Genomic DNA, 24,296 nt, shown 5'->3' with positions numbered 1-24,296 from the left:
CCCCAAACATGTCGTCATGCGTGTTGGACGGAGCGCCCGCGCGACGGCTGCCGCGCGGGCCGGCTGACGTAGCCGCTGGCCCAGTTACATGCGCTCGGGCGCCGAGACGCCGATCACGGCGAGGCCGTTCGCCAGCACCTGGCGCGTGGCCGCGAGCAGCGCGACGCGCGCATCGCGCACGGCGGCATCGTCCACGAGAACGCGTTCGGCATTGTAGAACGAGTGGAATTCAGCCGCGAGTTCGCGCAGGTAGAAGGCCACCGCGTGCGGTGCGAGTTCCGCGGCGGCATGCGTGAGCATGTCGGGGAATTCGGCGAGTTTCGCGATGAGCGCGAGGGCGCGCTCGCTCGACAGCGGCGAGAGATCGACCGTCGGCAGTGCGGCGAGGTTGCCGCCGTGCTTGCCTTGCCAGTCGCCGAGAATCGACGAGATCCGGGCGTGCGCGTACTGCACGTAGTACACCGGGTTTTCGTCGTTTTCCTTCAGCGCGAGGTCGATGTCGAACACGAATTCGGTGTCTGCCTTGCGCGAGATGAGGAAGAAGCGCACGGCGTCGCGGCCGCGGCGGATGGTCGCTTCGTCGAGCAGATCGGGCGCGACTTCGCTGCCCGGATTCGCGCCGCCCGACCATTCGATCAGGTCGCGCACCGTCACGTAGCTGCCCGCGCGCTTGGAGATCTTCACTTCCTGGCCGTCGCGCATGACGGTGACCATCTTGTGCAGCACGTAGTCGGGGTAGCCCTTCGGAATGCCCACGCCCATGGCCTGCAGGCCCGCGCGCACGCGCGCGATGGTGCCGTGGTGATCCGAGCCCTGGATGTTGATGACCTTGGTGAAGCCGCGTTCCCACTTGGTGACGTGGTAGGCGACGTCCGGCAGGAAGTACGTGTAGGTGCCGTCGGACTTGCGCATCACGCGGTCCTTGTCGTCGCCGTAGTCGGTGGTCTTGAGCCACAGCGCGCCGTCCTGCTCGTAGGTCTGGCCCGAAGCGACCAGCGCCTCGACGGTCTTCTCGACGCGGCCTTCCGTGTACAGCGACGATTCCAGGTAGTAGCGGTCGAACTTCACGCCGAAGGCCTGCAGATCCAGATCCTGCTCGTGGCGCAGATACGCGACGGCGAAGCGGCGGATCGCTTCGAGGTTCTCGGGATCTTTCTCGCCGGTGACGGGTTCGCCATCCTTGGCCGCGACGGTTTCGCCCGCGAGGTAATCGCGTGCGATGTCGGCGATGTATTCACCGTTGTAGGCGGCTTCCGGCCACTCGGCGTCGCCGGGTTTGAAGCCGCGGGCGCGCGCTTGCGTGGAGACGGCGAGGTTGCCGATCTGCACACCCGCGTCGTTGTAGTAGAACTCGCGGTGCACGCCCCAGCCCTGCGAAGCCAGCACGTTCGAGATGGCGTCGCCGAGCGCGGCCTGGCGGCCGTGACCGACGTGCAGCGGACCCGTGGGGTTGGCCGACACGAACTCGACCAGCACGTGCTTGCCGGCGTCGCGCTGCGACTGGCCGAACGCGGCGCCTTCGGCGAACACGGCGTTCAGGACCGAGCGCTTGGCTTCGGCGCTCAGACGCAGGTTGATGAAGCCGGGACCGGCGACTTCGGCGTCGGCGATCAGGCCGGCTGCGGCGGGCAGCGCCTTGACGGTATCGACGATCTGCTGGGCCAGCGCGCGCGGGTTGGCGCGCAGCGGCTTGGCGAGCTGCATCGCCACGTTGCAGGCGACGTCGCCGTGCGCGGCGACCTTCGGGCGCTCGAGCGCGATGGCGGGCACGACGAATGCGGCTTCGGTGGCGCCTTCGGTGGCCTTCGCCACCTGGGCGACGGCGTCGGCGAGCAGAGTCTCCAGGGTGTGTTTCTGTGCGGGCAGCATGCTTGTTGCAGGTCCTGTGCGGGTAGTTGGGTGCGGGGCCGGCCGCGTGGTCGCGGGTGCGGCGCTTGCCGTCGAATTCGGGTGCGGGCGGGCTTTGCGTGCGCGCGAGGCGTGCGCCAGCGATGGCGCTGCGGCCTGACGGGCGGGCGTGCCGCGCCCTGCGGGTAATTCCGTTCAGACGGATTTTAGCAGGTGCTAATATGTGAAATGAGAAGCCCGGCAAGCGCGGCCGCCCGGCTCCTTGCAGCATTGGGCTCGCCGGTTGCGCGCAGGCCTGCGGTCACGGGCCGCGCGAGCGTCCGGCTCGAACGCGCTCATCTTAGAAAATCAAAAGGGAACAGACATGCTGGTTACTTTCAAATGCCACGCGTCGCCGGACGTGCTGATGCTCGACAGCCTCGCTCAATATCTCCTCGGCATCATCGGCAAGCGGCTGGGCGAGCGCGGCGTCATCATGCACGACGAACTCGACACCGCCATCAGCAAGCTCGAATCGGCCATCGCCGTGGATAAAAAAGATCGCGCCGAGCACGAAGGCCATTTCCACGAAGGCGAAGAAGGCCGCGAGCCGCATGAACTGCCGCCGGGTCTTGCCCAGCGCGCGTTCCCGTTCCTCGACATGCTGCGCGCGGCGAAGAAAGAAGACAACGACATCATGTGGGGCGTCTGAAGCGCGCCGCCACTGAAACCGGCCAGCAGTAAAACAAAGAGCCCGCATCGTCTGCGGGCTCTTTTGCATGGCGTGGCCAGTTTGCACTTCGTTTCGTGCTTCAGCTAGCGCTTACTGGCTGGCTGCCATCGGCTCGGCCGGTTGCGCGGCGGATGCGGCACCCTTCTTGACCTTTTTCTTCTTCGGCTTCTTCACGTGCTTTTCGGTGGGCGCCGAATACGACGACACCGCGCTGGACTCGTGCGGCGCCGAGGCCGGCTGGGCGAACGACGGCTGCGCGAGCGCAGCGACGCCGAAGGCGGTCAACATCAACATCAGCTTCTTCATACGATTGTTCTCCGTCGAGGTTGCTTCGAGTTTGCTCTTCGATCTGGCTTTTTAAGGACTTGCTGATGAGAACCGGCGCGGCGCCGGAGCGGGCCGCCGCGTGCGGCTCTGGGTGATGCGCGGCCATCTTACAAAGCCGAAAAATTCCGTGCGCGAAATATTCAGGCTAGCGGATGGCGTATGTCGGGAATGTTGCGTCGATGCGTCGGGCCGTTGCAACGATGCACGGCCCGACGGAGCGGGAGCAGGGTGAACGCGGGCGCGAGTGCGCCCGCACGGGTTACAGCAGCGGCGCGAGCGCGCGGCGCGCGTCGTCGGCGGACAGCGCCATGCGCTGCGCGAAATCGGCGAGCTGATCCTGGCCGATCTTGCCGACCGAGAAATACGTGCTGTCCGGGTGCGCGAGGTAGAAGCCCGACACGCTCGCCGCCGGCAGCATCGCCAGCGATTCGGTCACGCTCATGCCGATCTCGTTCGCCTGCAGCACGTCGAACATATCGCGCTTGACGAGGTGGTCCGGGCAGGCCGGATAGCCCGGCGCCGGACGGATGCCCGCGTACTTCTCGGCGATCAGCGCGTCGTTGTCAAGCGTTTCGCTGGCCGCGTAGCCCCAGAGGTCGCGGCGCACGCGCGCGTGCATGGCTTCGGCGAAGGCTTCCGCAAAGCGGTCGGCCAGCGCCTTGAGCATGATCGCGCTGTAGTCGTCGTGATCCTTCTCGAACTGCGCTTCCTTCACGTCGACGCCAATGCCCGCCGTGACCGCGAACATGCCGATGTAATCGGCCTTGCCCGAATCCTTCGGCGCGATGAAGTCGGCGAGCGAGCGGTTCGGGCGCATCACGCCATCCACGACCGGACGCACCGACTGCTGGCGCAGATTGCGCCAGGTCATGGCGACTTCGGTGCGCGTATCGTCGGTGTAGATCTCGATGTCGTCGTCGTTGACGGTGTTGGCGGGCAACAGCGAAATCACGCCATTCGCCTGCAGCCAGCGGCCCTGGATCAGACGCGAGAGCATCGACTTCGCATCCGAAAACACCTTGCGCGCCGATTCGCCGACGATCTCGTCGTTGAGAATCTGCGGATACGGACCGGCGAGATCCCAGGTCTGGAAGAACGGACCCCAGTCGATGTACTGCGCCAGATCGTTCAGATCGTAGTTCTTGAACACGCGGCGGCCGATGAACTTCGGCTTCACGGGTTCGAAGCCCGACCAGTCGATCTTCGTCTTGTTGGCGCGCGCCTCTTCGAGCGTGACCATCGGCAGCGCCTTCTTGTTGGCGTGCTGGTCGCGAATGCGCTCGTAATCGCTCTTGAGTTCGTCGATGTACTTCGTCGCGCCTTCGTCGGACAGCAGGCTCGATGCCACCGACACCGAACGCGACGCGTCCGGCACGTACACAACCGGGCCTTCGTAGTTCGGCGCGATCTTCACGGCCGTGTGCACGCGCGAGGTGGTCGCGCCGCCGATCAGGAGCGGAATCTTCTTCACGCGGAAGTAGTCGTCGCGCTGCATTTCGCTGGCCACGTAGGCCATCTCTTCGAGCGACGGCGTAATGAGGCCCGACAGACCGATGATGTCCGCGCCTTCGACCTTCGCCTTCGCGAGAATCTCGTTGCACGGGACCATCACGCCCATGTTGACCACTTCGAAGTTATTGCACTGGAGCACCACCGACACGATGTTCTTGCCGATGTCGTGCACGTCGCCCTTCACGGTGGCGATGACGATCTTGCCCTTCGCGCGCACGTCCGCGCCCGATTCGGCCAGCAGACGCTTTTCTTCCTCGATGAACGGGATCAGATGCGCGACCGCCTGCTTCATCACGCGCGCCGACTTCACCACCTGCGGCAGGAACATCTTGCCCTGACCGAACAGGTCGCCGACGATGTTCATGCCGTCCATCAGCGGGCCTTCGATCACGTTGATCGGGCGGCCGCCGTCACCCATGATCTTCGCGCGCGCTTCTTCGGTATCGTCGACGATGAAGTTGGTGATGCCGTGCACGAGCGCGTGCGCCAGACGTTTCTCGACCGGCTGGTTGCGCCATTCGAGGTTTTCTTCTTTCTTCGCCGCGCCGGTCTTGAACTTGTCGGCGATTTCCAGCAGACGGTCGGTGGCGTCGTCGCGGCGGTTGAGCACCACGTCTTCCACGCGCTCGCGCAGTTCGGCGTCGAGATCGGCATACACGCCAAGCTGGCCGGCGTTGACGATGCCCATATCCATGCCCGCCTGGATGGCGTGGTAGAGGAATACGGTGTGGATCGCCTCGCGCACCGGGTCGTTGCCACGGAACGAGAACGACACGTTCGACACGCCGCCGCTGATCTTCGCGTGCGGCAGGTTCTGCTTGATCCAGCGCGTGGCGTCGATGAAGTCCACCGCGTAGTTGTTGTGCTCCTCGATACCCGTGGCGACCGCGAAGATATTCGGATCGAAAATGATGTCTTCGGGCGCGAAGCCGACTTCGTTCACCAGCACGTCGTACGAGCGTTTGCAGATCTCGGTCTTGCGCTGGAAGGTGTCGGCCTGGCCGGTTTCGTCGAAAGCCATCACGACGGCCGCCGCGCCATAACGGCGGATCAGCTTCGCGTGATGGATGAACGGCTCTTTACCTTCCTTGAGCGAGATCGAATTGACGATCGCCTTGCCCTGCACGCACTGCAGGCCCGCTTCGATCACATCCCACTTCGACGAGTCGATCATGATCGGCACGCGCGCGATGTCCGGCTCGGAGGCGATCAGATTCATGAAGCGCACCATCGCCGCCTTGGAGTCGAGCATCGCCTCGTCCATGTTGACGTCGATGATCTGCGCGCCGTTTTCGACCTGCTGGCGCGCGACGGCCAGCGCCTCGTCGAACTGGCCGTTGAGAATCATGCGCGCGAACGCCTTCGAGCCGGTCACGTTGGTACGCTCGCCGACGTTGATGAAGAGCGTGCCGTCGGTGACGTTGAAGGGTTCGAGGCCGCTGAGGCGCAGGGTATGGTCAGTCATGGTCGTTGGGCGATCAAAGGGGTTGCAGGGCGGTCAGTTTGTCGAACCATTGGCCGAAATGCGGACAGGCCGCGCGGATGGTGGCCAGTCCAATGCGTTTGGCGATGACCGGGCCGTGCGTTGTTTTCTTGTATGACGGTTTGAGCAGATTCATGAGTCGCTTCGACGGCGCGGTCGTTGGCGAGTCGTTGATGTGCTCGGGATTTTCGTATTCTTCGCGCACGCGCTTGAGATCGCTGCAATACTGCGCCCACTCGGGACGAGTCGCGCTGATGTGGCGTACGTCGCTGAACAGCAGCGCTTCGAATTCGTGCGGCTGGACGTGCGGGATAAAGCGTTCGCGCCGCCAGTTCGGGCGCCAGCACTTCGCGAACGAAGACTTCCTCGGTTTGACCTTCGCCGAGAATGACGAGATTCACCATTACGCAGGTCTCCCGCCGAGCACGTTCATTTCCCACAGTTCGCCGAGCGAATAGTTTTCCAGCCAGGTACCCAGTTCTGCTTCGTCGAGGCGCCTGAACGTCGAGGCATTGTCCTGCCGGTCGACAACGACGATGTCTTCGGGTTTGAGGCAACTGAGCAAGGGCACTGACTGCGTCGCCACAATCAACTGCACCTGCTCTGCGGCCAGTTCCAGCAGGTCGGCGAGAATGTTGATCGCAAACGGATGCAGGCCGAGTTCCGGTTCGTCGAGCAGGATGACGGGCGGCATCAGCTCGACGGGCTGTTGCAGCAGCGTGGCGAGGCAGATGAAGCGCAGCGTGCCGTCGGACAGGATGTGCGCATTGAACGAGGCATCAGGATTGCCCCTTTCGGTCCATTCGAGTTCGACCGTCGCGGGGTTGCCTTCGCGATAAACGAAGTCGTCGAAGAAGGGCGCAACCAGGCGGATCGATTCGACGATCGCACGGTAATGGCCTTCGTACTGTTCGCGCAGCATGCGCAGGAACGGCGCGAGGTTGGCCGCGTCGTTTTTCAGGCGCAGGTTGTCGTTCCTCGCGTGGATCTGCTTGACCGTTGCCAGGTCACTGGTGTCGTGGAAGTGGTAGACACGAATACGGTCGATTGGCGGGATCGTCCGCGCCATGTCGTCGAATTCGCAGCCTTTGTCCTGCACGATTTTTCGAAGCTCGGGAAGCGCCGATTCGTAGACGCTGGGGCTGACGAGCGGCATGCGCTGCGAGCCTGGAAACTGGACACCTTCCTGTGCGAAAACCAGTCCGTTTTCCTTGTTGCTGTCGAGCGTGAAGTCGTAACGGCCGAAGTCGTCGCTGAATTCGATTTCCCCGCTCGCCTGACGGGTCGTTTTCCGTCCGTAGCGCAGGATGAAATCAGCGCCCCCCTGCTTGCCGACATAAACCCGGAACCGCTGCCCATACATCTCCGCCAACATCCGGAAAAAGCTGATGAAGTTCGACTTGCCGGAGCCATTGGCGCCAATCAGCACGTTCAGATCGCGGAGCTCGAACTCGCGCAATTCGCGTATCGACTTGTATCCGGCGATGGTGAGCTTGCTGATGGCAGGCATGTTCTGATTTCCCGTTACGGCATGCAACACAGCAGACTCCTTGCGCAGTGGTTTGCATGCCAGTTTGTGCGATGCCCGAACTCACGTCATCTGGCCGAATGGCCAACGTTCACTCAGACATCGCTGTCAGCTCAGGCAGCGTCGCGATACTGCCCGGGCCAGCGGCGCGGCTTGATTTCGGCGAGCGCCTTCGCGATTGCGGCGATGTGCTCGGGCGTCGTGCCGCAGCAGCCGCCGGCGACGTTCACGAGACCCGCCGAAGCGAATTCCTTGAGCAGCGCGGAGGTATCCGCAGGCGTTTCGTCGAAGCCGGTATCGCTCATCGGGTTCGGCAGGCCGGCGTTCGGATAGCAGGACACGTAGGTATCGCAGAGCTTCGCGAGTTCGGCGATATACGGGCGCATCAGCGCCGCGCCCAGCGCGCAGTTCAGGCCGAAGGTGAGCGGCTTCGCGTGACGCAGCGAGTTCCAGAACGCCTCGACGGTCTGGCCCGAGAGAATGCGGCCCGAGGCGTCCGTGACGGTGCCCGAGATCATGATCGGCAGGTTCTCGCCGGTGTCCTCGAACAACTGGTCGAGCGCAAACAGCGCGGCCTTGGCGTTGAGCGTGTCGAAGATCGTCTCGACGAGGAACAGGTCGCAGCCGCCGTCCATCAGCGCCTTGGCCTGCTCGTAGTAGGCGCGGCGCAGTTCCTCGAAGCTCACGTTGCGCGCGCCCGGGTCGTTCACGTCGGGCGAGATGCTGGCGGTCTTCGGCGTCGGGCCGATCGCGCCGGCGGCGAAGCGCGGCTTGTCCGGCGTCGAGTACTTGTCGCATGCGGCGCGCGCGAGCTTCGCCGATTCGATGTTCATCTCGATGGCGAGTTCGCCCATGCCGTAGTCGTCCTGCGCCACCGTGGTCGCGCCGAACGTGTTGGTTTCGATGATGTCCGCGCCGGCGGCCAGATACTGCTCGTGAATTTCGCTGATGATCTGCGGCTGCGTGAGCGAGAGCAGTTCGTTGTTGCCCTTGATGTCGCGCGGGTAATCCTTGAAGCGTTCGACGCCGCCTTTGCCCCGATAGGCGGCTTCGTCGAGCTTGTAGCGCTGGATCATCGTGCCCATCGCCCCGTCGAGGATCACGATGCGCGAGGCAAGCAGCGCGGGCAGCGAGGCTGCGCGCGTGTACGGCGTGGCTCCAGAGGACGTTCCAACTGGGCGCGTAGCGTGTTCGGCGGGCTGGTTCATGGATGATGGGCGGGCTTAAGCGCCGGTCGAGCTGGGAAACCCAATATTGTATCCGCAGCAGGGGCCGGGCGCTGGCGTCGGCGTTGTAGCGGCGTCACCCGGCGCGCCGGGTTTGCCGTCCGCCCGGAAAAAGAAAACCCCGCGCGGCGCGGGACCGGGCGGGGTTTCCTGAGCGGGGGCGCCGCCAGGGGTGCCGGCGGCGCGTGTTCTACGGCAGATTGGACGACAGTGGGTATGACTGGTTGACCGACAGGTGGAACTGCGGGAGCGGAGCCGTCCTGCGCTTGCCGCCACGTATCAATGCAGCACAACGGGTTGCTGCATGAGGCTGTCGAACTGTCCGAGGAATTCGTCCACCTCGTCGAGCGACTGCTCTTCATCCATCAGCTTCTGCACGTCTTCGCGAAAACGTGCCGCCATCACGCCGTCGATAAACAGTTCACGCCGCGCATTTTTGTCGACGATTTCGTAGCCTCCAGAGCGCATGGCGACGTGACCGTCCTGCGGGGGAAACTCGACAACGCAATAGTTGGGACTGTTGTAGATCATCTGCATGGCGACACTCCTTTTTCCTGTGCTCCCTCACTGCTCATGTCGATAAATGGAGCGTTCGATCTGGAATTCAAGGGGTGGGTCCCGCATCACCTCTTTTTCGGACTGCTCTCCCTTTATTGCCCTTTATTGCCCTTCTGTTGCCTGGTGCCTTGCTCGTGCTGCTCTTCGGTGCTGCCTGGGGTACTACGGATTCCGTCGCGTTCCGGATGCAGTTTCTGGCGCAAATCCGATGCATATTTCAGTGCAATTCCTGCTGCAAGCTTTAGACCCGCTGGCGCAGAAACGTTTCGAGCAGAGCCGCAAACCCATGCGATTCTTCTACCGGGGCCAGATGTGCTGCATCGAGCGTTTCGAAACGTGCTTCCGGGATGGCGTTCGCCATGGCTTCGGTGAGCGCGGGCGGCGTGCCGCTGTCGAGTCGTCCTGCCACGGCAAGCGTCGGCACGCGCAACTGCGCGAGTCGTTCGTGAACGTCGAAGTCGCGCAGCGCTTCGCAGGCGCGCGCGTAGCCTTCGGCAGGTGTCCGTAATAACACGTCGCAGGTTTGCGCGACGGTATCGCGATTCGTGCGACGGAAGTCCGGTGTGAACCAGCGCGCCATCGTCACGTCGGCGAGCGCGGCCGTGCCTTCGCGGCGCACAAGCGCGGCGCGTTCGTTCCATGTCTCGCGCGCGTCGGGCGAGGTGCGGCTGGCGGTGTCGCAAAGCGTGAGCGAGAGCACGCGCGAGCCCGCCGTGCTGGCATGACGCGCGTGATCGAGCGCGAACTGCTGCGCGATCATGCCGCCCATCGACATGCCGACGATATGCGTCTTTTCGATGTCTTTTGCATCGAGCAGGGCGGAAAGATCGGCGGCGAGTTCCTTGAAGCCGAACGCGCTGGTCGACACGGCGCTCGCGCCGTGTCCGCGCACGTCGTAACGCAGGACGCGAAAACGATGCCGGAAATGTCCGGCGAGCGTGTCCCACACGGTAAGGTCGCCACCGAGCTGATGAATGAAGGTCAGCGCGGGGCCGCCGCTGCGGTCTTCGAAGACGTAGCGCGTATCGATGCCATTGACAGTCGCTTGCATGCGTTCCTCCTTGGCCGGTACGGTCGGGAGTCAGGCTGGTTGCGAGGTGCTGCGTGGACGTCGTGCGGTTGTCGCAAGCCGCGCGCCTGAAAGGCGCAGGGCCGGTATTTTGTGCAGCCGGGGTGTCCGGTGCGGTGCGTGGCTCGAGCCTCCTGCGAACGCTTTCCTCTGTTCTTTTTTGTGCTCGTCTCGTGCCGCGCGCGCATTCGATTCAGGCCGGATGCAACCTGGATACAGGGCGCTTCGATGATTTTCAGTATGCGCTATTTCGCGCAAACGTGCGGTCTGAATGGCCGTTTTGTTGGCTCGCACGCGCATTCGTTGCGCGCCTGTGTGCGGCAGGGCGCTTATGGGTGCATCGGTGCGTCGGCGGGCGGTGCGGGCAGGGGTTCCGGCGCGGTTTCGGGTGCGGGCTCGGGTACGGGCTCGGGCGCAGGTTGAGCGGCGGACGGTTCGGCGGTTTGCGCGGGGGCGCTCACGCTCGCGCTCGCGGCCATCGGCGCCGATGCAGGCCGATTCGTCATGTCATTCGACGCATCGTCGGAGGCACCCGACACCTTCGGCACACTCAACGCGCCGTGCCAGAGCAGTTCCACTTCCGTGCCGTTCGGCTCGGTCTGCACGAGACGTACCGGCAGCCAGCCCAGCGACGGTGCGAGCCACACGTCGATACGCCGTTTGTCGCCGTCGTGGCGCGGCAGGCGCATGAAATGGCGCGCGCTCACGAAGCCTTGATCCGTGCGCACGGTTTCATCGCCGATGGTGGTGATGGGCCAGGTCTCGCCGCTGTCGTTATCGGCGACATAGAACTCGCGCGTCACGCCCGGCTTGTAGGTGTCGGGGTCGCCGCGCACGAGGCTCGCGAGCTGCATGACCATGCTGAAGCGGTCCTGCGCGCCGTCGGGCAGCGCGAGCGAATTCGGCGTGCGCGTGAAAACGATCTGCTTGTCGTTGCGATTGAAGACGGTGAAATCGGCGGGACGGCGGCCGCGCTTTTCGATGTACTGATCCGGCGCGAGCCCGAACGCATCGACGTGACCACGGCTCGTCCAGCTGAATGTGCCGACGAAAGGCAGCGGAATCGATACCACCATCTCGTAGTGCTGGCCGTCGCTTTTCCAGTGAATCGTGCCGGGTTCGTTACGCGCGCCGTTGAAGAAGGTGTCGTATTTGAGTTCGCCCGACGGCGGCACCTGGAATTTGACGCCGTGCGAAACCTGGGCGGCCGGAGCTGCCGGCGTGCTGCCGTTGCCGGGCGCGGCCGCCTGCGAGGCGCCGCTGGCTCCCGCCGATGCCGCCGCGTCCGGCGCTTCAGGCGCCGATGCCGCCTCTTCGGGTGCCGCGGCAACCTTCGGATGCGCCACGGGCGGCGTGATCGCTTCAAGCGTATGCGGCGGACTCGGCGCGCGTTTGGGGCGCGCGGGCGCGGCCGGTTTTTCGGCGGGTTTCGCAGCGGGTGCGGCGGGCTTCGCCTGCTGCTCGATGCGCTCGGGCGTGAGCAAACGTATCTGCACGGGCACGTGTCTGGGCGCGACCGGCTGCTGCGGGCCGTGATGGCGCTCGAACCATTCGGCCGCGAGCCAGTGCAGCAGCGTCACCGCGACGAACACGGCCAGCCAGCGCCAGGCGCGCGGGCGGCGCGGCGTAGTGGAAGCGTTTCTATCGGCGGTGGAAGTGGACATCGGGTTCGGTCTGAGGCCTTCGGGCCGGATCGCGGATAAACGCTACTGTGACACGGCGCGCCTTACCCTTGCAGAAGCGCGGCGCATCAACGTACCAACGCACCAACGCACCAACGCGATCGTCAGCGCGCCACAGGGCTGTACCCCAATTCGTACGAAAGCTTTTGCGCGCACTCGCGCAAGGCCGTATCGACGCTGCCGTGCCAGTCGCTGTCGAACGCGCCTTCATGCCCGAGCGCGATCAGACCCAGCGCGAGATCGCCGCTCGCGTCGAACACCGGCGTGCAGAACGCGTGGATGGTCGGCAGCAGCATGCCTTCGACGCGCGCCGAGCCATGCTTGCGAACCTCGGCGAGCGTGTCTTCGAGCGCTTCGGCGGTGCGCGGCGTCGAACCCCACGCGTAATGCTGCGCGCTGGCCAGTTCGCGCTCGATCATCGGCGCGGTCTTGCTGCGCGGCAGGTAAGCGGCGAACAGCAGGCCGGTCGCGGAACTGAGCATCGGCATGACGTCGCCGAGTTTGAGCGAAGCCTTGGCCGGATGGCTCGATTCCATCCAGTGCACGACCGTCGGCCCCTGGTTGCCCCACACGGCGATGCCCACGGTGATGTCGAGCCCATCGCGCAGTTCAGCCAGCGCGATGCGCGCCAGCTTCACGCCGTCCACGCGCGCGAGGCGCGCAAGACCCAGTTGCAGCGCGAAGCCGCCCAGTTCGTAGCGCCCCGACACAGGGTCCTGCGCCACCATGCCCAGACGCAGAAAGCTCACCAGATAGCGGTGCGCTTTGGCCGGGCTCATGCCCGCGCGCTGTGCGAGATCGCGCAGCATCATGGCGCGCGGTTCGTGGGTGAGCACGTCGAGCAGGCGAAAGCCCACTTCGATCGACTGGATGCCCGAGCGCAGCTTTTCTTCGCCGCTATCGTTCGGTTCGTTCGGCTCATTCGGTCCGTTCGAATCGTCGATATCCACGGTTTCGTCGATGGATTCAGCGGCGGAAGGGGACGATGAAGCAGTGCGGTTGGACGGCGGCATAAAGAGCGTGGAGAGAGCGATCGGCGAGCGTTCGGATCGGCAGGTTCGGGATGGCGCGCCGCTTCCCTTGGGTCGCGCCGATTCACCATCGTAGAATACATTTCCTCTATCGTCATCCACGCCTCATTCCATGAAACTCGCCACGCTCAAGGACGGTACCCGCGACGGCCAGCTGATCGTCGTTTCCCGCGACCTGCGCAGCGCCGCCATCGCCGATGCGATCGCGCCCACGCTGCAACGCGTGCTCGACGACTGGCGCTTCTACGCGCCGCAACTGATCGACCTCTACGACGCGCTCAATCACGGCCGCGCGCGCAACACGTTCAGCTTCGACGCGCGCGATTGCATGGCGCCGCTGCCGCGCGCCTATCAGTGGGCCGACGGCTCGGCCTACGTGAACCACGTCGAACTCGTGCGACGCGCGCGCGGCGCGGAAATGCCGCCCGAGTTCTGGACCGATCCGCTCATGTACCAGGGCGGTAGCGACGACTTCATCGGCGCAACCGACGACATCGTGTGCGCATCGGAAGCGTTCGGTATCGATTTCGAGGCCGAAGTGGCCGTCATTACCGGCGACGTGCCGATGGGCGCGAGCGCCGACGAAGCGCTCAAGGCCGTGCGACTGGTCGCGCTGGCCAACGATGTGTCGCTGCGCAACCTGATTCCCGCCGAACTGGCCAAGGGTTTCGGCTTCTTCCAGAGCAAGCCGGCGACATCGTTTTCGCCGGTCGTCGTCACGCCCGACGAACTGGGCGAGCACTGGCGCGAAGGCCGCGTGCATCTGCCGATGCTGGTCTACTGGAACGGCAAGAAGGTCGGCCAGCCGGACGCGGGCACGGACATGGTGTTCCACTTCGGCCAGTTGATCGCGCACGCGGCGAAAACGCGCAATCTGCATGCGGGCGCGATCGTCGGTTCGGGCACGGTGTCGAACAAGGACGCGAAGCGCGGCTATTGCTGTATCGCCGAGAAACGCTGCCTCGAGACGATCGAGCACGGCGAGCCGCGCACGGAGTTCATGAAGTTCGGTGACAGCGTGAAGATCGAGATGCTCGACCCGGCCGGTCAGTCGATTTTCGGTGCGATCGATCAGGGCGTGTCGGCGCTGTCGGACGCGCAGTAATCCGCGCAGTCGGTCGCGCAGTAATCCACACAATCAGGCCGCTCACCAGGCCGCAAAAAAGGGGTTTCGCCGGATGCCGCACTGCCGATGTGCGGCTACACTGGCAAACGCGCGGGGCGCGTCGTTGAAAAGCGGCGCTGCCACGCCTTCGAAGCCGTACGCAGAATACGCTCGCCCCAAACGAAAGGGAGACACCATGCAGTCCTCTCGCACGCGCCGACGTTGCCCGCAACGCCGCGCCGCAGTCACGCTTTTCGCTTGCTTGTTGGCTTCGCTTTCCGCATTATTCGTTCCCACGCTTGCCTTGGCGCAGATCAAGATCGGCCTCGTGCTTTCGCTGACCGGGCCGGCCGCGTCGCTGGGCATGCCGGCGCGCGACACCGTGGCGATGATGCCCACGCAGATCGCCGGCCAGCAGGTGCAGTACATCGTGCTCGACGATGCGTCCGATACCACGCAGGCCGTGCAGGACACGAAAAAGCTGATCGACGAAGAAAACGTCGATGCCGTAGTCGGTTCCTCGATCACGCCCAACACGCTGGCGATGCTCGACGTGATCGCGCAAGGCGAGACGCCCGCGATCTCGCTGGCTTCATCGGCGAAAATCATCGAGCCGGTCGACGACAAGCGCCACTGGATGTTCAAGACGCCGCAAACCGACGCGATGATGGCCGGCGCCATCGTCGAGCACGCCAGCGCGCACAAGGTCAAAACGATCGCCTATATCGGTCAGGCCGACGCGCTGGGCGAAACGTTTTACGCCGAAGTCGCGAAGGCCGCGCAGGCGCGCGATATCAGGATCGTTGCGAACGAGCGCTTTAACCGCACGGACCCGAGCGTGACGGGGCAGGTGCTGAAGATCGTCGCCGCGCAGCCCGATGCGGTGGTGGTGGGCGCGGCCGGCACGCCCGCCGCGCTGCCGCCGAAGGCGCTCAAGGAGCGCGGCTACAAGGGCCTCGTCTATCACAATCATGGCGTGGGTAATCGCGATTTCCTGCGCGTGTGCGGCGCCGATTGCAACGGCACGTTCCTGCCCGCGAGCCCCGTGCTGGTCGCTGCGCAACTGCCTGACGATCGCCCGGAACGGCGTCTCGCGCTCGACTATATTTCGCGGTACGAAGCACGTTACGGCGCGGGTTCCGTGTCCGCGTTCGGCGCTTATACGTGGGATGCGGGGCTGCTGCTCGGCAGCGCGGTGCCGGTCGCGCTCAAGAGCGCGGCGCCGGGCACGAGCGCGTTTCGGCGCGCGCTGCGCGACGCCCTCGAAGCGACACGCGGCCTGCACACGACCAACGGCATCATCAATATGAGCGCCACGGACCATCTGGGCCTCGATGCGCGTGCGCGCGTGATGGTCGAGATCCGCGACGGCAAGTGGGTTTATCAGCCGCATTGAATGCGCATTATGGAAAGAAAGGAGACAGCGCCCATGAACGATCCCTACTACGCCCGTTATCACGCCCTGCGCGTGCGGCGCCACGAACACGGCATCGTCGAGATCGTGATGAGCGGCGAGGGCGCCAACAAGAGCGCGCTCGCCACTGCCGATGCCAACATGCATCGCGAACTCGCGGAAATCTGGCGCGACGTGGACCGCGATCCCGATGCGCGCGTTGCGGTGATTCGCGGCGAGGGCAAGGGCTTTTCGGCGGGCGGCGATCTCGCGCTCGTCGAGGACATGGCGCAGCATTTCGACGTGCGCGCACGCGTCTGGCGCGAGGCGCGCGACCTCGTCTACAACGTCATCAACTGCAGCAAGCCGATTGTTTCGGCGATGCACGGGCCGGCCGTGGGCGCGGGACTCGTCGCCGGTCTGCTCGCCGATATTTCGATCGCCGCGAAAACGGCGCGCATCATCGACGGTCATACGCGGCTGGGCGTGGCGGCGGGCGATCATGCGGCGATCGTCTGGCCGCTGTTGTGCGGCATGGCGAAGGCGAAGTACTACCTGCTGCTGTGCGAGCCGGTGAGCGGCGAGGAGGCGGAGCGCATCGGCCTCGTGTCGCTGGCCGTCGATGAAACCGATCTGCTGCCCAAGGCTTTCGAAGTGGCCAAACGCCTGGCGAACGGTTCGCAGACGGCGCTGCGCTGGACCAAGTACGCGCTCAACAACTGGCTGCGTCAGGCGGGGCCGACATTCGATGCGTCGCTGGCGCTGGAATTCATGGGCTTTTCCGGGCCGGATGTGCATGAAGGCGTGAAGTCGCTGCGCGAGCGTCGCGCGCCGGATTTTCCGGGCGGCGATCCGTTTTGAGTCGCGCGGCCTGAAACGGCATGCCCGAGTTGCATTCTCAACGCGCCGGGGCTGAGTTCAGATTCGGCGCGCGGTATGATCGAAACGATGCGTGCGCGCGCGTTTATCGAAGCTTATAGACGCCTTGATTGCGCCACGCGTATTCAACACTGATTGTTTTGCGAGGGAGATTCGCATGACCGATTCAGCAGGTGCAATGCCGCCGTTCCCGGGCTTTCCCGGTTTTCCGCCCGCCGAAATGCTCGACCGCATGTGGGGGATGATGCGCCTCACGCCGTTCGGCAGCGCGTTCCCCGGCAGCGAGCCGGGCGCGGCGCAAGGCCTCGGGCCGTCGCTGTCGATGATGTCTGACATGATGACGCCGCTCACCAATATCGAAGAACTCGACAAGCGCATCACCGATCTGCGCGCCGTCGAACAGTGGCTCAAGCTCAATCTGAGCATGCTGCAGTCGGCGATCCAGGCGCTGGAAGTGCAGCGCGCGACGCTTTCGACGCTGCGTGCCTTCGGCGCGTTCGCGCAATCGCAGATGAGCCCGCCGCCTGCGCACGAAGCGCCGGCGCGTGGGGCGGCATCGTCGGTTTCGGCTGCGCCGGGATCTGCGGCATTTGCGGGCGAGAGCGCGCAGGCTAACGAAGGCGACGAGGCTGGCGCGCAGGCAGGTTTCGACGCGTCGGGCTGGTGGAATCTGCTGCAATCGCAGTTCAACCAGCTTGCGCAGTTTGCGATGGCGCAGCCCGCAGCGGCGGCGCAAGCCGCGCAGGCCGCGGCTCAGGCGGCAGCCGATGCTTCGGCGGCGGCAACGGGCGCAACGGGTGCATCGGGCGCGGCTGGTGCTGAGTCCGCATCGGCGCGCGCGAAACCGGCGGCGAAGCGCAGCAGCAGCGCCAGCGGTGCAACGGCCAGCAAGACGACCGCGCGCAGCACGAAGAAAGCGCCTGCGCGGCCGGAGTAACGCGGCAGCCCGCGTATCAAAGCGGGCGAATCGTATGTGACCGCAGGCGCATAACAGCAGCGATCAAGACGGGGAGCGTCGGCAATGCGGCTTGCGCTCGTGATGATGGGCGGCGGCGCACGCGCGGCTTACCAGGCCGGCGCGTTGCGTGCGCTCGCGGAACTCGCCGCGCAGGCCGATCCCGCGCGGCGCGCGATGCCTTTCACCGTGATCTGCGGCACGTCGGCGGGCGCGATCAACGCCACCTCCATCGCCAGTCACGCCGATCAGTTCCTCACCGGCGCCCAGCGTCTCGTCGATGTCTGGGCGCATCTGTCCGCCGATCAGGTCTATCGCACCGACTGGCCCGGCATCGCGGCGGCGGGCGCGCGCTGGCTCGGCGCGCTGGCGTTCGGCTGGGCCACTTTCGGCATCGCCGCGCCGCGCACGCCTCGCACGCTGTTCGACAATGCGCCGCTTGCGCACTTCCTCGCCCGCACGCTGGACTTTCGCCGCATCGAGCAGATGCTCGACCGGCGCGTGCTGCACGCGCTCGCGGTAACGGCGCTCAGCTATTCCTCGGGACGTCATCTCACTTTTTATCAGGCGAGCGAGCCGATTCGCGCCTGGCGGCGCGCCCAGCGCACCGCGCGCATGGTCGAACTGACGCCCGCGCATCTGCTCGCATCGGCGGCCATTCCTTATGTGTTTCCCGCCGTGCGGCTCGAACTCGACGGCCGCCACGAGTATTTCGGCGATGGTTCGATCCGGCAGATCGCGCCGCTGTCGCCCGCGATCCACTTCGGCGCCGAGCGCATCGTCGTGATCGGCGCGAGCGCGAGCGCGCCCGAAGTGGCCGCCTCCGCCACGCGCCCCGATGCCGATCTCAACGCGTACCCGACGCTCGCGCAGGTCGGCCAGCAAGTGCTCGCGAGCGTGTTTTTCGACGCGATCGGCGCCGATATCGAGCGTATCGAGCACGTCAACCGCATGGTCGAGCATCTGCCGCACACGATCGAGCCGGAGAGCGGCTGGCGGCATATCGACGTGCTGGCGATTGGCCCGAGCGAGCGCATCGAGCTGATCGCGGCACGCCATCTGCGGCAACTGCCGCGATCGGTGCGCATGATGCTGGGCGCGATGGGCGGCAATCGCGCGTCGGGCGCGGCATTTGCGAGCTATCTGCTGTTCGAGCGGGCTTTCACCGAAGAGCTGATCGAGCTTGGATATCGCGACACGCAAGCGAAAAGCGAGGTTCTTTTGATGTGGCTCAAAACATTGTCGGACTCGCGTGCGGGCGCGGCGCCGGAGCGCCCGCTGGTGCCCCGGAACTGAAAGATCGCCGTGCTATCATCGTGTAAGGTTTTTCCGACCGTCTTATGGGCGTCAGGTCGTTTTTTGCGCATGCCGATCTGTGCCTCGAGACGTTCCCCGTCGGTCTTCGGTCAAGCGAGCCAGCGCGCGCGTTATGTCGCGGCGGCCCAAGGCAGGGGCGGGGCCAGCGAGGGTGCCGTACTGCGACAAACTGTCGCAGTAGAGCCGGGTGATGCCGGTCGGGCAAGTCCGGACTGGGCGGGACCGTCGGGTCCGTCGCGCGCCACGCGGGCGGGGCGGGCAGACGGCGCGGTTGGCTCCCGCGGATTATCCGGCAGCCGGGTTCGAGGCACGGTGCAGCTACCCAGAACCCATCACGGCGCCTTCCATACCGGCACGGCGGATTGTCGCTCGACAGGAAGTAATCTGTTTAGCGCAGGTGCAATTGCGTCCAGAGGGCCGGTTACCGCGTAAAATTAAATGCTTTTCGCCTGCCGGCCGCGTGAGGGCACGGGCCAGCGGGCAGCACGCTACGAAGTCGTCATGCGCAGAACAGGGGCGGGACTATGAACACGATGCTTTATCCGGAACTTTACAAATCGCTCGAATCGGTCCGTTGGGACATGGAAAAAGACATTCCCTGGGACAAGTTCGACGGCTCGCTCCTGACCGACGAGCAGGCCGCGACCATCAAGATGAACGCGATCACCGAATGGTCGGCGCTGCCGGCCACGGAAATGTTCCTGCGTGACAACCATCATGACAGCGACTTCTCCGCGTTCATGAGCGTCTGGTTCTTCGAAGAGCAGAAGCATTCGCTCGTGCTGATGGAATACCTGCGCCGCTTCAAGCCGGAAATGGTGCCGACCGAAGAAGAGCTGCACGCCGTGCGCTTCACGTTCGACCCGGCGCCGCCGCTGGAAACGCTGATGCTGCACTTCTGCGGCGAAATCCGCCTGAACCACTGGTATCGCCGTGCCGCCGAATGGCACACCGAGCCGGTCATCAAGGCCATCTACGAAACCATCTCGCGCGACGAAGCCCGTCATGGCGGCGCTTATCTGCGCTACATGAAGAAGGCGCTCAACAACGCCGGCGACGTCGCACGTGCGGCATTCGCGAAGATCGGCGTGCTGATGGCTTCGGCGCGCCGCACCGAAAAGCCGCTGCACCCGACCAACCTGCACGTGAACCAGGCGCTGTTCCCGCGCGACACCATCCAGTCGCGCCTGCCGGACCCGGAATGGCTCGAGCGCTGGCTCGACGAACAGATCCGCTTCGACGACGGCTGGGAAAAGAAGGTGGTCGAGCGCATTCTGCACAACCTGTCGATCCTGTTCGAACGCACCTTCAGCACGGCTCAGGAACTGAACCGTTACCGCAAGGAAGTCGTGCAGCGCCTGCAGGCCGAACAAGGCACGCAGCAGCCGGCCTGAGCGGTTGAATGACGCGGAATCCCGCGGCAAGCCATTGAAAGCGGCCCGGTACGCATCAGCGTCCGGGCCGTTTGTGCGTTTATTTCGTTTATTTCATTTTTCGAGTCTCATCCGATGCCCGCCTCCTTCGAACGCAAGATCATGACCCGCGACGCGCTCGCGCAGCTGCGCGCCTCGCTGCCCGGTCCGGTGGTGTTCACCAACGGCGTCTTCGACATCCTGCATCGCGGCCACGTCACCTATCTGGCCGATGCGAAGGCGCTGGGCGCGACGCTCATCGTCGGCGTGAACAGCGATGCTTCGGTGAAGATGCTCGGCAAGGGCGACGATCGCCCCATCAACAACGAGAACGACCGCATGGCGCTGCTGGCGGCGCTGGAAAGCGTGGACTACGTGGTGCAGTTCACCGAGCGCACGCCCGTCGAGCTGATCGAGGCGGTGCGCCCGGACATTCTCGTGAAGGGCGGCGATTACGACATGGATGCGCTGCCCGAATCGGCGCTGGTGCGTAGCTGGGGCGGTACGGCGCTGGCGATCGCGTTCGAGCACGATCGCTCGACCACCAAGCTGCTCAAAAAGGTGCGCGCGCAACAGGACTGAGCGCGGGCTCACTGCGGCGTGAAGCGCGACCATGCGTATTGCATGGTCGCGTTTTTTTGTGTCTTTTTGCGCCGGTTTTGCGCTGGTTTTGCGCTTATTGCGTCAATGTGGTCGACTGGATGGCCGGGTCCGCGACCGGGCCGCCCACGATGGGCACGTCGACCGATTCGGACGGTTTGATCGGCCGTACGCTCAGGTTTTCCGGGTGAATCTGCCGGCTCAATTGTTTGCGATCGAGCGTACCGGAGGCGGGCGTGGGCCCGAACAGGCCGCGAACCGCACCGAGCGCGAGCAGGTTGGCGAGAATCAGAATGGCGATCAGCCCACGCAGCATCGTGTGAAACTCCGTCGATATCGTTCTTGAAAACGAGCGCGCGCAACGCGCGCTCAGGATTGTGCGGCGATCAGGGCGAGGCCCGCGAGCACCAAAGCATCGTGGCGAGTATGCGGCACCTTGAGCGCCGCTGTCACTTCGGCTGCCGCGCCGCCGCTCACCACCAGCCGCACCGGCATTTTCCACTCGTCTTGCAAATCGGCCCAGGCGCGCTCGATCAGGCCCGCCTGCGCGAGCGCGCAGCCTGCCGCAATCGAGCGTTGCGTATCGGTGGCGAACCACGGTCCCGATGCCGTGCCGCGCAAACCGGGCGCGGTGTGCGCGTCCAGCACCGGCAACTGCGCCGTGTGCTCGCCGAGCGAGCGCATCATCAGGGTCCAGCCCGGCGCGATCAGGCCGCCGACAAAGGTGCCGTCGGCGCGCAGCGCTTCGAGCGTCGTGGCCGTGCCGAAGGTGGCGATCAACAGCGGTTCGCCGGCAAACGCCGCGCGTGCGCCGATCATGCCGGCCCAGCGGTCGCTGCCGAGCGCATCGGGCGTCGTGTAGCGGTTGGTCACGCCACATTGCTGTTGCTGTGCGCGAATGACCGTGCGAGCGAGGCCCGGCCAGTGCGCGTCGAGCGCGGCGTTCAGGCGCTGCGCCACCGCCGCGCCGGCCACGTTCGAAATCCAGGCGCTGCCGGGGGCGGGCAGGGTGGCCCAATCGGCGAAATCGGCAAAGTAGCGTATGTCAGGGCCGCCGGGCGTACCCGGCGCTGGCGGCGCATCCGCGTGATTCGCCGCGCCGGAGTGCAGCCGCGCGCCATCGGCGGCGACCAGCGCCCACTTGATCCGGCTATTGCCGGCGTCGATCAACAGAAAGGGAGACGGCCCGGCGTGCTGCGCGCCGCTCATGCGCCGCTGCCCGCAAGCCGCAGCGAGACGTCGCCGGTCGTGACCGCTTCGCGCCCGCGCGGGGTATCGACGAGCAGTTGCCCGCGCTCGTCCACACCCACGGCGATGCCGCGCATCAGTTCTGCGCCCTGTTCGTAGAGCGCGATCTCGCGGCCCGCGTAAGCGTGGCACGCGTTCCAGCGCGCCTGGAAGGCGGCGAAGCCGTTCGCGCCGAAGCGCTCGAGCGCGTTTTCGAGCGCGTTGAGTTCGGCGGCGAGCACCTCGGTGAGATTGGCGCCGGGCCACACGCGCGAGAGCGCGGTGGGCGTCGTGCCAGGCACGGGCGCGGCCTGCTGGGCCGCGGCATCCGCATTGAGCGCTTGCACTTTCTTCGCGAGCGCATCCGCGCCGCGCACATTCGTCCCGATGCCGATCACCACCGCCGATGCATCCGGCGTGCTCCACGCGCTTTCCACGAGGATGCCCACCAGCTTGTCGCCTTCGAGCAGCACGTCATTCGGCCATTTCAGCGCGATCTGGCCGGGCGCGGCCACGGGCAGCGTGCGCAGGCCGTCCACCAGCGCCGATCCGATCGCGAGACTCAGCCCGGCAAGCCCTTCGATCGGGCGCGGCAGCACGCAAGCGAGCGAGAACAGCAGCGCGTCGCCGGGCTGCGCGACCCAGCTGCGGCCGCGCCGGCCACGGCCGGCCGTTTGCAGATAGGCGACGCGCACGATCGGCCGCGCGAGGGCGTCGGCGCGATGCGGCAGCGCCTTGAGGCGCGCCATCAGGTCGGCGTTGGTCGAGCCGGTTTCCTCGACGATTTCGATCGGCCAGTCGTGCGCGGCCGGACCGAAGAGCGTCACCGCGCGATCGCGGTCGATGCGCCAGTCGTCGGCGCGCGGAGTGTCGGGGGACGAGGGAGTAGCGTTCATGGTGCGTATTGTAGTGGCGTAGTGGCTCGATGCCGCGCTGACGCACGCGCGTGCAAACATGGCGCGACCGGGAAGGGCCTCACTAGCTCAGCCACAAATTTGCCGATCCCGCGCCGCGAAATTGCCTGATTTTTAGGCAATTCACAGCCGATCCACAAGCGGCCAACAGGAAATCCACAGAATAATCCACAGGCCGTAATACGGAATCGTCGAGAAATATCGCTTACTGTCTTAATGTTCCACACCGTTCCCACAGCCTGCCAACAGTTCTTCCACAGAATTATCCACAGGCTCGGGAAGGCGCCTGAAAGCTGCGGCGTCGGTGCGCGCCCGGACCGACGAAACAGGGCGCGTTCGCTACAATGACTGATCATTTCCCCGCCCGAGCGCCCCGCCTTGACTCAAGAGACACCGCCCGGCCTCGACATCGCGGCCGGCTCCCAGGGAAAAATCGTGCGCCTGTCCGGCCAGTGGACCGCGCTGGCGCTCGCGCGCGACCGCGATCAGGGCGGCGCGGTGCGGCGGCTGCGCGAACTGGTCGGCGAGCGGGTCGGTCAATGGGATCTGTCGCGTATCGAACGCATGGATCACGTGGGTGGCCAGGCGCTCTGGCGCGTCTGGGGTCACCGGCTGCCGGCCGATCTGGTCGCGCTGTCGGACACCCAGCGCGACATCTTCGAGCGCATCGCGCTGCTCGATTCGGTGCGCGAACCCGTCGAGCGCGTGGTGCGCATCGACCCCATCACGAAACTCGGCCTCGGCATCTTCGCGTTCTGGGATCATCTGTACGGCGGCCTCGCGATGCTCGGGCGCGTCGTGCTCGATCTGCTTTTCATCCTGCGCAAGCCCAAGGCCACGCCGTGGGTGGAGATATCGGCGAACGTCTATAACGCAGGGGCGCGCGCCTTGCCGATCACGGCGATGGTGGCGTTCCTGATCGGCATCGTGCTGTCGTATCTGTCCGCGCAGCAGTTGCGCCTGTTTGGCGCGAACCAGTTCATCGTCAATATTCTGGGCCTCGCGGTGATCCGCGAACTCGGGCCGGTGCTGGCGGCGATTCTCGTGGCCGGGCGCTCCGGTTCCGCCATCACGGCGCAGATCGGCGTGATGCGCGTGACCGAAGAACTCGACGCCATGCGCGTGATGGGCATTTCGCACGGGCTGCGGCTGATCCTGCCGCGTGTGATTGCGCTGGGCGTGGCGATGCCGCTGCTGGTGATCTGGACCGATATCATCGCGCTGCTGGGCGGAGCGCTGGCGGCCAAGGCGGTGCTCGGCATCGATATGTCGTGGTTTATCCGCTCGCTGCCGAGCGTGGTGCCGATCGCCAATCTCTGGATCGGGCTGGGCAAGGGCGTGGCGTTCGGCATGCTGGTGGGCATCGTCGGTTGCCACTTTGGGTTTCGGATCAAGGCGAATTCGCAGAGTCTGGGCGAAGGCACGACCACTTCGGTGGTGACCTCGATCACCATCGTGATCCTCGCCGACGCCGTGTTCGCGATCCTGTTCCAGAACGTGGGGCTGTCATGAGTACGC

22 protein-coding genes are annotated in these 24,296 nt (G+C 65.2%); 9 read left to right on the top strand and 13 right to left on the bottom strand.

The genetic code is table 11. The features are described 5' to 3' along the window. Positions 1-84 precede the first annotated feature (84 nt). Positions 85-1,869, bottom strand: coding sequence for an arginine--tRNA ligase (gene argS / locus U5A67_RS08495; RefSeq protein WP_321813712.1), 1,785 nt, complete (start codon positions 1,867-1,869; stop codon positions 85-87). 343 nt (positions 1,870-2,212) lie between these two features. On the opposite strand from argS, the gene U5A67_RS08490 reads away from it, so the two are divergent. After that, positions 2,213-2,539 (top strand): DUF1840 domain-containing protein, encoded by a 327-nt coding sequence (locus U5A67_RS08490; RefSeq protein ID WP_205984137.1) that lies wholly within the window; start codon positions 2,213-2,215, stop codon positions 2,537-2,539. 111 nt (positions 2,540-2,650) lie between these two features. Here U5A67_RS08490 and U5A67_RS08485 read toward each other — a convergent pair whose 3' ends face one another. The 9 genes from U5A67_RS08485 to U5A67_RS08445 form a co-directional block, all read right to left on the bottom strand. After that, entirely contained in the window at positions 2,651-2,866 is a 216-nt protein-coding gene (locus U5A67_RS08485) for an acid-shock protein (protein WP_205984136.1), read from the bottom strand. Between the two features lie 280 nt (positions 2,867-3,146). Next, positions 3,147-5,864, bottom strand: a complete 2,718-nt coding sequence (gene metH / locus U5A67_RS08480; RefSeq protein WP_205984135.1) for a methionine synthase — start codon at positions 5,862-5,864, stop codon at positions 3,147-3,149. A gap of 13 nt (positions 5,865-5,877) precedes the next feature. After that, positions 5,878-6,279, bottom strand: coding sequence for a DUF4276 family protein (locus U5A67_RS08475; protein ID WP_321813880.1), 402 nt, complete (start codon positions 6,277-6,279; stop codon positions 5,878-5,880). A 6-nt stretch (positions 6,280-6,285) separates the two neighbouring features. Next, the gene (locus U5A67_RS08470; RefSeq protein WP_415767797.1) at positions 6,286-7,392 is read right to left on the bottom strand and encodes an AAA family ATPase; all 1,107 of its coding nucleotides are present in this window, start codon (positions 7,390-7,392) and stop codon (positions 6,286-6,288) included. 131 nt (positions 7,393-7,523) lie between these two features. Next, on the bottom strand, positions 7,524-8,618 hold the full coding sequence (locus tag U5A67_RS08465) for a homocysteine S-methyltransferase family protein (RefSeq protein ID WP_205984132.1): 1,095 nt from the start codon (positions 8,616-8,618) through the stop codon (positions 7,524-7,526). A 297-nt stretch (positions 8,619-8,915) separates the two neighbouring features. Further along, positions 8,916-9,173, bottom strand: coding sequence for a DUF3567 domain-containing protein (locus U5A67_RS08460; RefSeq protein ID WP_205984131.1), 258 nt, complete (start codon positions 9,171-9,173; stop codon positions 8,916-8,918). Between the two features lie 262 nt (positions 9,174-9,435). Next, positions 9,436-10,245, bottom strand: a complete 810-nt coding sequence (locus tag U5A67_RS08455; protein WP_205984130.1) for an alpha/beta fold hydrolase — start codon at positions 10,243-10,245, stop codon at positions 9,436-9,438. Positions 10,246-10,592: 347 nt separating this feature from the next. Next, a complete protein-coding gene (locus U5A67_RS08450; protein WP_321813710.1) occupies positions 10,593-11,927 on the bottom strand; it encodes a DUF3108 domain-containing protein in 1,335 nt (444 codons plus the stop codon). Between the two features lie 122 nt (positions 11,928-12,049). Then, the gene (locus tag U5A67_RS08445; RefSeq protein WP_321813709.1) at positions 12,050-12,958 is read right to left on the bottom strand and encodes an IclR family transcriptional regulator; all 909 of its coding nucleotides are present in this window, start codon (positions 12,956-12,958) and stop codon (positions 12,050-12,052) included. A gap of 130 nt (positions 12,959-13,088) precedes the next feature. On the opposite strand from U5A67_RS08445, the gene U5A67_RS08440 reads away from it, so the two are divergent. The 7 genes from U5A67_RS08440 (at position 13,089) to rfaE2 (ending at position 20,619) form a co-directional block, all read left to right on the top strand. After that, positions 13,089-14,081 (top strand): fumarylacetoacetate hydrolase family protein, encoded by a 993-nt coding sequence (locus U5A67_RS08440; protein WP_321813708.1) that lies wholly within the window; start codon positions 13,089-13,091, stop codon positions 14,079-14,081. 196 nt (positions 14,082-14,277) lie between these two features. Beyond that, entirely contained in the window at positions 14,278-15,477 is a 1,200-nt protein-coding gene (locus U5A67_RS08435) for an ABC transporter substrate-binding protein (RefSeq protein WP_321813707.1), read from the top strand. A 33-nt stretch (positions 15,478-15,510) separates the two neighbouring features. Further along, positions 15,511-16,335, top strand: coding sequence for an enoyl-CoA hydratase/isomerase family protein (locus U5A67_RS08430; protein WP_205984125.1), 825 nt, complete (start codon positions 15,511-15,513; stop codon positions 16,333-16,335). 175 nt (positions 16,336-16,510) lie between these two features. Then, positions 16,511-17,290 (top strand): PhaM family polyhydroxyalkanoate granule multifunctional regulatory protein, encoded by a 780-nt coding sequence (locus U5A67_RS08425; RefSeq protein ID WP_321813706.1) that lies wholly within the window; start codon positions 16,511-16,513, stop codon positions 17,288-17,290. A gap of 84 nt (positions 17,291-17,374) precedes the next feature. Beyond that, positions 17,375-18,604, top strand: a complete 1,230-nt coding sequence (locus U5A67_RS08420; RefSeq protein ID WP_205984123.1) for a patatin-like phospholipase family protein — start codon at positions 17,375-17,377, stop codon at positions 18,602-18,604. A gap of 545 nt (positions 18,605-19,149) precedes the next feature. Then, positions 19,150-20,019, top strand: a complete 870-nt coding sequence (locus U5A67_RS08415) for an acyl-ACP desaturase (protein ID WP_027815760.1) — start codon at positions 19,150-19,152, stop codon at positions 20,017-20,019. Positions 20,020-20,133: 114 nt separating this feature from the next. After that, positions 20,134-20,619, top strand: coding sequence for a D-glycero-beta-D-manno-heptose 1-phosphate adenylyltransferase (rfaE2, locus tag U5A67_RS08410; protein WP_205984122.1), 486 nt, complete (start codon positions 20,134-20,136; stop codon positions 20,617-20,619). Positions 20,620-20,713: 94 nt separating this feature from the next. Here the strand turns inward: rfaE2 and U5A67_RS08405 are convergent, their stop codons facing one another. The 3 genes from U5A67_RS08405 to U5A67_RS08395 are packed head-to-tail and all read right to left on the bottom strand — an operon-like array spanning position 20,714 to position 22,760. Further along, positions 20,714-20,953: a hypothetical protein gene (locus U5A67_RS08405; RefSeq protein WP_205984121.1), complete on the bottom strand. Its 240-nt coding sequence runs from the start codon at positions 20,951-20,953 to the stop codon at positions 20,714-20,716. A 53-nt stretch (positions 20,954-21,006) separates the two neighbouring features. After that, positions 21,007-21,846, bottom strand: a complete 840-nt coding sequence (locus tag U5A67_RS08400) for a type III pantothenate kinase (RefSeq protein ID WP_321813705.1) — start codon at positions 21,844-21,846, stop codon at positions 21,007-21,009. Further along, positions 21,843-22,760 carry a biotin--[acetyl-CoA-carboxylase] ligase gene (locus tag U5A67_RS08395; RefSeq protein WP_321813704.1) on the bottom strand — a complete coding sequence of 306 codons (918 nt, stop codon included), beginning with the start codon at positions 22,758-22,760 and terminating at the stop codon, positions 21,843-21,845. The genes U5A67_RS08400 and U5A67_RS08395 overlap by 4 nt, the downstream gene beginning before the upstream one ends. A gap of 396 nt (positions 22,761-23,156) precedes the next feature. Here U5A67_RS08395 and U5A67_RS08390 point away from each other — a divergent pair, with 396 nt between their 5' ends. Next, entirely contained in the window at positions 23,157-24,290 is a 1,134-nt protein-coding gene (locus U5A67_RS08390; protein ID WP_205984118.1) for an MlaE family ABC transporter permease, read from the top strand. The last annotated feature ends 6 nt before the right edge of the window (positions 24,291-24,296 follow it).

Source organism: Paraburkholderia sp. J69-1 (assembly GCF_905220255.1).
Lineage (GTDB): Bacteria > Pseudomonadota > Gammaproteobacteria > Burkholderiales > Burkholderiaceae > Paraburkholderia.
This window is presented reverse-complemented; position numbering and strand designations above follow the sequence as displayed.

Excerpts from the sequence above, each read along its gene's own strand:
- U5A67_RS08400 (WP_321813705.1), bottom strand. The coding sequence starts at position 21,846 with ATGAGCGGCGCGCAGCACGCCGGGCCGTCTCCCTTTCTGTTGATCGAC.
- argS (WP_321813712.1), bottom strand. The coding sequence starts at position 1,869 with ATGCTGCCCGCACAGAAACACACCCTGGAGACTCTGCTCGCCGACGCC.
- U5A67_RS08470 (WP_415767797.1), bottom strand. The coding sequence starts at position 7,392 with ATGCCTGCCATCAGCAAGCTCACCATCGCCGGATACAAGTCGATACGC.
- rfaE2 (WP_205984122.1), top strand. The coding sequence starts at position 20,134 with ATGCCCGCCTCCTTCGAACGCAAGATCATGACCCGCGACGCGCTCGCG.
- U5A67_RS08405 (WP_205984121.1), bottom strand. The coding sequence starts at position 20,953 with ATGCTGCGTGGGCTGATCGCCATTCTGATTCTCGCCAACCTGCTCGCG.
- U5A67_RS08425 (WP_321813706.1), top strand. The coding sequence starts at position 16,511 with ATGACCGATTCAGCAGGTGCAATGCCGCCGTTCCCGGGCTTTCCCGGT.
- U5A67_RS08455 (WP_205984130.1), bottom strand. The coding sequence starts at position 10,245 with ATGCAAGCGACTGTCAATGGCATCGATACGCGCTACGTCTTCGAAGAC.
- U5A67_RS08465 (WP_205984132.1), bottom strand. The coding sequence starts at position 8,618 with ATGAACCAGCCCGCCGAACACGCTACGCGCCCAGTTGGAACGTCCTCT.
- U5A67_RS08415 (WP_027815760.1), top strand. The coding sequence starts at position 19,150 with ATGAACACGATGCTTTATCCGGAACTTTACAAATCGCTCGAATCGGTC.
- U5A67_RS08435 (WP_321813707.1), top strand. The coding sequence starts at position 14,278 with ATGCAGTCCTCTCGCACGCGCCGACGTTGCCCGCAACGCCGCGCCGCA.
- U5A67_RS08420 (WP_205984123.1), top strand. The coding sequence starts at position 17,375 with ATGCGGCTTGCGCTCGTGATGATGGGCGGCGGCGCACGCGCGGCTTAC.
- U5A67_RS08450 (WP_321813710.1), bottom strand. The coding sequence starts at position 11,927 with ATGTCCACTTCCACCGCCGATAGAAACGCTTCCACTACGCCGCGCCGC.
- U5A67_RS08395 (WP_321813704.1), bottom strand. The coding sequence starts at position 22,760 with ATGAACGCTACTCCCTCGTCCCCCGACACTCCGCGCGCCGACGACTGG.
- metH (WP_205984135.1), bottom strand. The coding sequence starts at position 5,864 with ATGACTGACCATACCCTGCGCCTCAGCGGCCTCGAACCCTTCAACGTC.
- U5A67_RS08430 (WP_205984125.1), top strand. The coding sequence starts at position 15,511 with ATGAACGATCCCTACTACGCCCGTTATCACGCCCTGCGCGTGCGGCGC.
- U5A67_RS08490 (WP_205984137.1), top strand. The coding sequence starts at position 2,213 with ATGCTGGTTACTTTCAAATGCCACGCGTCGCCGGACGTGCTGATGCTC.
- U5A67_RS08485 (WP_205984136.1), bottom strand. The coding sequence starts at position 2,866 with ATGAAGAAGCTGATGTTGATGTTGACCGCCTTCGGCGTCGCTGCGCTC.
- U5A67_RS08440 (WP_321813708.1), top strand. The coding sequence starts at position 13,089 with ATGAAACTCGCCACGCTCAAGGACGGTACCCGCGACGGCCAGCTGATC.
- U5A67_RS08460 (WP_205984131.1), bottom strand. The coding sequence starts at position 9,173 with ATGCAGATGATCTACAACAGTCCCAACTATTGCGTTGTCGAGTTTCCC.
- U5A67_RS08445 (WP_321813709.1), bottom strand. The coding sequence starts at position 12,958 with ATGCCGCCGTCCAACCGCACTGCTTCATCGTCCCCTTCCGCCGCTGAA.